Source organism: Rhizomicrobium sp. (assembly GCF_056722145.1).
In genome coordinates, this window is record NZ_JBWZET010000328.1 from 1 (window position 1) to 7,285 (window position 7,285).

Genomic DNA, 7,285 nt, shown 5'->3' on the forward strand with positions numbered 1-7,285 from the left:
CCGCAATTCCGGGGGTAAACCATGCGATTGCTGGTATTGGCCGCGCTGATGATGACGGGCGCGGCGGCTGGAAACGGTCCCGCGGCAAGCTTCGATTGCGCCAAGGCCGCCACTGAAGTGGAAAAGCTGATCTGCACCGACGCCGACCTCGCCACCGCCGATGCGACATTGGCGACCGTGTACGGAAAGATTATTTCGGCCAATCCCGCCTACGCCGACGCCCTGCGCGGCGGCCAGCGCGACTGGCTGAAAGAGCGGGCGCGCTGCACCGGTACCCGCGCCCTGGCCTGCCTGAAGGAAAAATACGAGCAGCGCCTCGTCGTGCTGCGCGATCGAACGCTGCTCGCCTGCGCCAAGCCGGTGCTGAACGGCAAGGCCTTCGCGATGTCGTGCCTCGCGCCCAATACGGCAGAGAAGATGACGCTGACGATCGCCGGCACCAAGGGCGACTTCGCCGACCTGAAACTCCTCACCATCGCGCGCAACGGCGCGCCGATCCAGGACATCGCGATTCACGGCCAGTATTATTATGAAAACCTCGCCGCCACGCTGGCGGATCTGGTCGATGTGAATTTCGACGGCTTCCTCGACGTGCGGCTGGCGGTCGGAACCAGCGCCGGGCCGAATTCGGAATTTGCCTGGTGGCTGTTCGATCCCAAGTCCGGACGCTATGTCGCCAGCCCGATCGGCGAGCAGCTTTCTGGCTTCAACGTCTGGACCGATCCGATGGAAAAGACTGTGGCGGTTCTGGCTCGTGGCAGTTGCTGCGATTGGAACACATCCACCTATGCCTGGAGCGGCGGCGCGCTGAAACTGGTGAAGACACTCGATAGCGGCATGTTCTCGGGCGTGAGCCTGCCGGGGATGGATGATTTTCAGGGCATGATCTGCGGCGAGGAAACGTCGCACTACAACGACGCCGGCCTGATCACCCGCATCGATCTCGCACTCGACACGGCGGCGGATTCGCAATGCGAGAAGGATGATTTGGCGGCGCAGCCGAAGGTGCTCGCAGCCATCAAACGCGCCAAAGGCTTCCGGCTCGAGGTCAAGGACCAGCTGCATTTCGCGATTGTGTTCGACAAGCCGAAAAAACCGGAATGACCGTCCGTGCGTGCTTCATGACGCAGCGAGGAATTCCAGGATCGCACGGGCGGCGCGCAAGGAAGGTTGATCGGCGCCCTCGCCCATCAGGTGCAGCGCTTCAGTCTGATCGGCAATCTGGCGCGCGGCGGCGGCGGAATCGGTGAGCAGCGGCGCCACCGCATCGGCGAGCAACTCGGCGCGGCAGTCTTCCTGCATCAACTCCGGAATCGCGAGGCGGTCGAGGATCAGGTTCATCAGGGTGTAGTACCGCACCCGAACCCCGATCAGCTTGCGATAGATCGCGGCGGTCAGCTTGCCGACCTTGTAGGTCACCACCATCGGCGTGTGCGCCAGCGCCAGCTCGGTCGTCACCGTGCCCGAGGCCGCGAGCGCGGCATCGGCGGCAGCGAAGGCGGCGAATTTCTCGGCCTCGCCCTCGACCAGCGTCAGCGGCAGCGGCCACTGCTCCGTACCCTGACGGATGCGCGCGGCGACGTGCGGCACCACCGGGATGACGATGTGCAGTCCGGGCACCCTGGTTTTCAACAACGCCATGGTTTCGACAAACACCGGCAGCAGATGACGCACTTCCATGCCACGGCTGCCGGGCAACACCGCGAGCAGCGGCGCCTCGGCCGGAATATGGTGGCGGACGCGGAACGCCTCACCGCCAACCATTTTCTTGCCGCGCTCGAGCGCCGGATGGCCGACGAACACCGCCTTCAAACCGTAGCCGGCAAAGAACGGCGGCTCGAACGGCAACAGCGCCAGCACCAGATCGAAATACCTCGCCATCTTCTTGGCGCGGCCCTGGCGCGTCGCCCACACCTGCGGCGCCACGAAATTGATGGTCGGGATGTCGGGCGCCAGCTTCTTGATGCGCTTGGCGACGCGATGGGTGAAATCGGGACTGTCGATCAACACCACAGCATCGGGGCGCGTGGCGGCGGCGAATTCGGCGGCGCGCTTGATGCGGCGCAGGACTTCCGGAATCTTCGGCACGACTTCCTGCAGGCCCATCACCGACGTCGCCGACAGGTCGAACAGCGGCGCCAGACCTTCGCGCACCATGTGATCGCCACCGACGCCGACGATTTTCACTGTGCCATGGGTAAGGCCCTTCAGTGCCGCCATCAGTTCGGCCCCGAGCATGTCGCCCGATACCTCGCCGGCGACGAGCATCAGGGTGAGGGGCCTATCCTTCATGCGGCACGCCAATGACGAACAGCCCGAGCGCGTCGGCCTCCTCGATCACGGCGCGCTTGCCGAGGATCAGCGCCCCGCCCGCTTCCACCGCAATGCCCTTGAGCCCGACGGCGGCGGCGTTCTTCACGGTGGCGACGCCGATCACCGGCAGATCGGTCTTGCGATCCTGGATCGGCTTCGGCGCCTTCGCCAGCACGCCTTTGCGATGCCTGGCGTCGCCGCGGAAATGCGCCGGCAATGTCGCGATTCGCGCGATCATGGCGTCGGTGCCTTCGGCAGCTTCGACCGCCAGCGGCAGGCCTTCGCATACCACCGCCGCCTGCCCGACATCGAGCGCGCCGAGCGTGCGCACGATCTTGAACGCGGCGGCGACATCGTCTTCGTCATCGGCGGACGGCTTCACCCGGCCCATCACGCCGGAATCCGCGAGCAATCCGGGCGCCGCCTCGTGCGCGCCGACGGCGCGAAAGCCTTCGCGCTCGAAGGTTTCCACCACCGCGCGGAGCAGCGCATCGTCGCCCTTGCGCGCCGCCGCAATGATGCGCGGAGCAACCATCACTGCCTTGGCGTCGAGCTTGATCTCGGAGAATTTCGGCCGCGCCAGCTTGCCCGCCAGCACGACGTCGGAACAATTGGCGCCCCGCAGCGCCTTCAACGCGCGTCCGACTTCGCCGAGCGAAATAGTTTCGTGCGGATAGCCATCAATCCAGGCGTCGGCGCCGATGGAGAGAACGAACACCTCGCGCCCGCCATCGCGTGCGCATTCGGCGATCGCTTTCGGCAGGTCGCCGCCGCCCGCAATGATGCCGAGGGTGCTCATCCCTCAGCCATGTCCTCGCCGTGGCGGCGGGCCGGGCAGATCTTGCGCTTCGCAGGTGCTTCGATGAAGTCGAGCATCTCCTTGACCTCGGCCACTTCGCCGTAGTTCTCGCGGGCACGCGCCACGCGGTCGGCCATGGTGCCGTCATCGACGAGGAAAATGTCGTGATAAGTGTGGCGCATGGCATGGATCGCCGGACGCGGAATGCCGCGGCGCTTCAAACCGATCAGGTTGAGGCCGGCCAGGTGCGCGTGACTGCCGAAGGCGATGCCAAACGGGATCACATCGAGATTGGCCCCGGCCATGCCGCCGAGCATCGCGCCGCGCCCGACGCGGCCGAACTGCTGCACCGCGCTGAGGCCGCCGAAAATCGCGCCGTCGCCGACGGTGACGTGACCGGCAAGCTGGGCACCGTTGGCGAAGGTGCAGTCGCTGCCGACATTGCAGTCGTGACCGGCGTGCGAATAGGCCATGAAATAGCAGCGCGCGCCGATGCGCGTGACCTTGTGGCCCTTGCGCGAGCCGAGATTGAGCGTGACGCACTCGCGGATGACGCAATCCTCGCCGATGACGAGGCTGGTGTCGGTGGGATCGTTGTGATGGATCTGGCCTTCGCCGCCCATCGTCGCATGCGGGTGAATGACGGTGCGCGCGCCGATCGTGACATCGCCCGAGATCACCACATGAGCCAATAGCCGGACGCCGTCGCCCAGCTTCGCCCCCGCGCCTGCGATGCAATAGGGGCCGATTTCGACTCCGTCCCCCAGGACCGCACCGTCCTCAACGATTGCCGTCGGATGCACCGCCATTGTCACCCGTGCCTTCCTGAATCATGGCGGAGAATTCCGCCTCTGCGCACAGCGCGTCGTCGACATAGGCTTCGCCCGCGAAGCGCCACACCGGCCCGCGGCGCCGCAGCGCCCGAACCTTCATGCACAGCATGTCGCCCGGCTTCACCGGACGGCGGAAGCGCGCCTTCTCGATGGTCATGAAGTAGACGACGCGATTGCCCTTATCGAGATTGAGCGAATACATCACCATCGCGCCGGCGGTCTGCGCCAGCGCCTCGACGATCAGCACGCCCGGCATCACCGGATGATCCGGAAAATGGCCGGCAAAGAACGGCTCGTTGTAGCCGACCGCCTTGTAGCCCGTCGCGCTGGTGTTCGCGACGATGTCCGTCAGCTTCTCGATGAAAAGAAACGGCGCGCGGTGCGGCAGCAACCGTTTGAGGTCGCCGGTATCCAGCACCACGTTCTGCACCTTGTCGGTCATTCACCGCCTCGTTTCGGCTTTTTTATCATTGTCCTGAGCATCGTCACCTGCCTCAGCCAATCGCGCACCGGCATGGCGGGGATGCCCGCATAATCGGTGCCCGGCTCGAGTTCCTGGCCGATGATGACGCCACACTTGCCGCCCAGTCGCGCGCCGTTTCCGATCTTCGAATGATCCGAAATGCCCGCCTGCCCGGCCAGAACGACGAAATCGCCGATCTCGCAACTGCCGGAAATCCCGGCCATGCCGCAAACGATGTCGTGGCGACCGAGATGGGTGTTGTGCCCAATCTGCACCAGATTATCAATCTTGGTGCCCTCGCCCACGACGGTATCGCCGAGCGCGCCGCGGTCGATGGTGACACAGGCGCCGATCTCGACGCGGTCCTGGATAATGACGCGGCCGAGCTGCGGAATCTTGGTATGACCGGCGGCGCTCGACGCAAAGCCGAATCCCGGCTGGCCGATCTGCGCGCCCGGAAACACCGCAACGCCGTCGCCGAGATAGGCGTGACTGATTACGCTGTTGCCGGCAATCTCGCAGCCGCGCCCGACAGCGACGCCGCGGCCGATCACGACGTTGGCGCCGATGTGCGTGCCGTCGCCGATCTCCGCCCCCGGTCCGATCACTGCGCTGGGGGCAATCATCACGTCGGCACCAATCTTCGCCGACGGATCAACGCCGCCGTTGAACGGGCCCGCAATGCGATGGCAATCGGGATAGAACATCTCGGCGACCGCCGCGAAGGCGTGCTGCACCGACGCTACCGCCACCAGCACGCAGCCGGCCGGCGCGTTCAGCTTGGCAATCGCTTTCGCCGACACCAGCACGACGCCGGCCGTGGTCTGGGCCAACGCCGGAGACGGCTTGTCGCCGACATAAAAACTGAGGTGGCTCGCCACCGCGCCCGACAGGCTGGCGACATCGGCCACAACGAACGACGCGGCCGAACCATCCGGTACGGTCGCGCCTATCTTCGCGCAGACCTCGCCCAGCGAGAAAGGCCCACGGTTGTCAAAGAAGCGAGGATCGGCCATGACGCCGCGTCCAGCCTACTGCTGTTGCTGCTGCTGCTGCTGCGCGCGGGCAGCGGCCTGCAGCGCCGGCGGCAACGGAGCCAGCTCGACCTTCACGGTCGGCATCTTCATGTCGAGCCGCTGCACCACGAGCGCGGTGACGTCGATCGCATTCGGCGCCAGAAGCACCGAGGCGCGGTCGAGCAGAACCGTCGCCTGCCGCTCCTGCATCACGCCTTGCAGGATCGGGCCAAGCGCCTCTTCGACCTGCTGATTGGCCTTCAACATGCCGCCCTGGATCAGGCCGCCGCGTTCCTGCACCTGGCGTTCGAATGCCATCGCGCGGGCCTTCCAGGCGTTTTCCTTCTGCGCCTTGACCGTCGCGTTCATGATCGCGGTTTCGGCGTCGAGCTGCGCCTTTTCGCGCTTCAGCGCTTCGGCCTCGCTGTTGAGCTGCGACTGGGCCTGCTTCTTGAGACCATCGACCTGCTGCTGGATCGACTGACCGACCTTCGACGTCGCCACGGCGCGCCGCAAATCAATGATCAGGATGCGGGCAGCCGGAGCCGCGCCGGTTCCGGGAGCGGCAGCGAACGCAGGAGGAACGGTCGCCGACGCGGCAACGAGCATCGCGGCAGCTGCCAGACTGCGGATGATGAGGGCTTTCTTGGACATGATCACATTCCTGTGCCGGCACTGAAGTGGATGATCTCGGTCTTGTCGTATGCCGCCTTCACGACCGGCAGGCCGAGGTCGATCTGGACCGGGCCGAAAGGCGATTTCCATTTGATGCTGATGCCCGCCGACGCACGGAAGGCCAGATTGTCCTTCACGTTCGGATAGGCGGCGCCGCGGAACGGCGTGTCGAGGTGGCCGAGCGTACCGAAATCGGAGAACAGCGCGAACTGCATGCCATAATCGGCCGGCAAAACATCGGGCAACCGCGCCTGCGCCGAGCCCTGGGCGTAGAAGTCGCCGCCGAGCGCGCCGTAGTCGCCGGTATAGCTGGTGTCGCGCGGACCGATGCCGGCGAGCTTGAAGCCGCGGAAGTTGTCGCCGCCGCGGAAGAAGCGCTCTTCGATCGGCACCGTGTTGCCGCCGTAGCCCTGGATGAAGCCCGAGCCCAGAGTCAGCGAGCCGATCATGTCCCAGAACAGCGGCCGGTAGCCGGTCCAGCTGCCTTCCGTCTTGAGGAACTTGAGGCCACCGCCGAGACCGGCGAAGTCCTGGCTGACCGAGAACAAGGCGCCCTTGGTCGGCTTCAGGTAGTCGTCGAGCGTGTTGTAGCCGAACGTGAAACCGATCAGCGACGTGTTGGTGGTGTCGCCGTAAAGCTGGAGTTCCTGCAGCAACGAAGCCGGCGCGCCCGAATACGGCGTCACCTTGTTGATGCGGAAGGTGTAGCGCACCTGCACGCTGCCGTATTCCGAGGTCGGGAAGCCGAAGCGCAGACCGGCGGCCGTGACATCGCCCTGGTAGTTCGCCTGATTGTAGTTGGTCACCCACTTGTACAGGTCGATACCGGCGGCGAGCGGACGATTGGTGAACCACGGCTCGGTGAAGCTGAGCTGATACTGCTTCGAGATCGTCGACATCGACACCGACGCCCGCAGGAACTGGCCGCGGCCGAACAAATTGCGTTCGGTGTAGGAGAACTCGCCGACGAACGAGGCGGTCGAGGAATAGCCGGCACCGAGCGAAACTTCGCCGGTCGACATTTCTTCGACGTTCACCGAAATGTCGGTCTTGTCGGGACGCGAGCCGGCGGAATTCTTGATCGACACGTCCTTGAAGAAGCCGAGCGCGCGGATACGGGTGCGCGAACGGTCGATCAGGTCGCGATTGAAGGCGTCGCCTTCCTGGAAGCGCAGCTCGCGGCGGA

The 7,285-nt window shown here is 65.2% G+C and carries 8 protein-coding genes; 1 reads left to right on the top strand and 7 read right to left on the bottom strand.

Annotation, left to right across the window (positions count from 1 at the left end):
* Nucleotides 1–21: 21 nt before the first annotated feature.
* A complete protein-coding gene (locus AC1P6P_RS17570) occupies nucleotides 22–1,104 on the top strand; it encodes a lysozyme inhibitor LprI family protein (RefSeq protein WP_481403743.1) in 1,083 nt (360 codons plus the stop codon).
* Nucleotides 1,105–1,119: 15 nt separating this feature from the next.
* Here the strand turns inward: AC1P6P_RS17570 and lpxB are convergent, their stop codons facing one another.
* From lpxB to bamA, 7 genes are all read right to left on the bottom strand, one after another.
* Nucleotides 1,120–2,292, bottom strand: coding sequence for a lipid-A-disaccharide synthase (gene lpxB, locus AC1P6P_RS17575; RefSeq protein WP_481403744.1), 1,173 nt, complete (start codon nucleotides 2,290–2,292; stop codon nucleotides 1,120–1,122).
* Nucleotides 2,282–3,112 (bottom strand): LpxI family protein, encoded by an 831-nt coding sequence (locus tag AC1P6P_RS17580; RefSeq protein ID WP_481403745.1) that lies wholly within the window; start codon nucleotides 3,110–3,112, stop codon nucleotides 2,282–2,284. The genes lpxB and AC1P6P_RS17580 overlap by 11 nt, the downstream gene beginning before the upstream one ends.
* Entirely contained in the window at nucleotides 3,109–3,921 is an 813-nt protein-coding gene (gene lpxA, locus AC1P6P_RS17585; protein WP_481403750.1) for an acyl-ACP--UDP-N-acetylglucosamine O-acyltransferase, read from the bottom strand. The genes AC1P6P_RS17580 and lpxA overlap by 4 nt, the downstream gene beginning before the upstream one ends.
* A complete protein-coding gene (gene fabZ / locus AC1P6P_RS17590; RefSeq protein WP_481403746.1) occupies nucleotides 3,893–4,387 on the bottom strand; it encodes a 3-hydroxyacyl-ACP dehydratase FabZ in 495 nt (164 codons plus the stop codon). The genes lpxA and fabZ overlap by 29 nt, the downstream gene beginning before the upstream one ends.
* A complete protein-coding gene (gene lpxD, locus AC1P6P_RS17595) occupies nucleotides 4,384–5,424 on the bottom strand; it encodes a UDP-3-O-(3-hydroxymyristoyl)glucosamine N-acyltransferase (RefSeq protein ID WP_481403747.1) in 1,041 nt (346 codons plus the stop codon). The genes fabZ and lpxD overlap by 4 nt, the downstream gene beginning before the upstream one ends.
* A gap of 15 nt (nucleotides 5,425–5,439) precedes the next feature.
* On the bottom strand, nucleotides 5,440–6,078 hold the full coding sequence (locus tag AC1P6P_RS17600) for an OmpH/Skp family outer membrane protein (RefSeq protein WP_481403748.1): 639 nt from the start codon (nucleotides 6,076–6,078) through the stop codon (nucleotides 5,440–5,442).
* A 2-nt stretch (nucleotides 6,079–6,080) separates the two neighbouring features.
* Nucleotides 6,081–7,285 (bottom strand): outer membrane protein assembly factor BamA (gene bamA, locus AC1P6P_RS17605; protein ID WP_481403749.1); only part of this gene is annotated, 1,205 nt, incomplete at its 5' end.

Bases quoted from the DNA above. Each gene is read 5' to 3' on its own strand.
- AC1P6P_RS17600 (WP_481403748.1), bottom strand. From the start codon at position 6,078: ATGTCCAAGAAAGCCCTCATCATCCGCAGTCTGGCAGCTGCCGCGATG.
- fabZ (WP_481403746.1), bottom strand. From the start codon at position 4,387: ATGACCGACAAGGTGCAGAACGTGGTGCTGGATACCGGCGACCTCAAA.
- AC1P6P_RS17570 (WP_481403743.1), top strand. From the start codon at position 22: ATGCGATTGCTGGTATTGGCCGCGCTGATGATGACGGGCGCGGCGGCT.
- lpxB (WP_481403744.1), bottom strand. From the start codon at position 2,292: ATGAAGGATAGGCCCCTCACCCTGATGCTCGTCGCCGGCGAGGTATCG.
- lpxD (WP_481403747.1), bottom strand. From the start codon at position 5,424: ATGGCCGATCCTCGCTTCTTTGACAACCGTGGGCCTTTCTCGCTGGGC.
- lpxA (WP_481403750.1), bottom strand. From the start codon at position 3,921: ATGGCGGTGCATCCGACGGCAATCGTTGAGGACGGTGCGGTCCTGGGG.
- AC1P6P_RS17580 (WP_481403745.1), bottom strand. From the start codon at position 3,112: ATGAGCACCCTCGGCATCATTGCGGGCGGCGGCGACCTGCCGAAAGCG.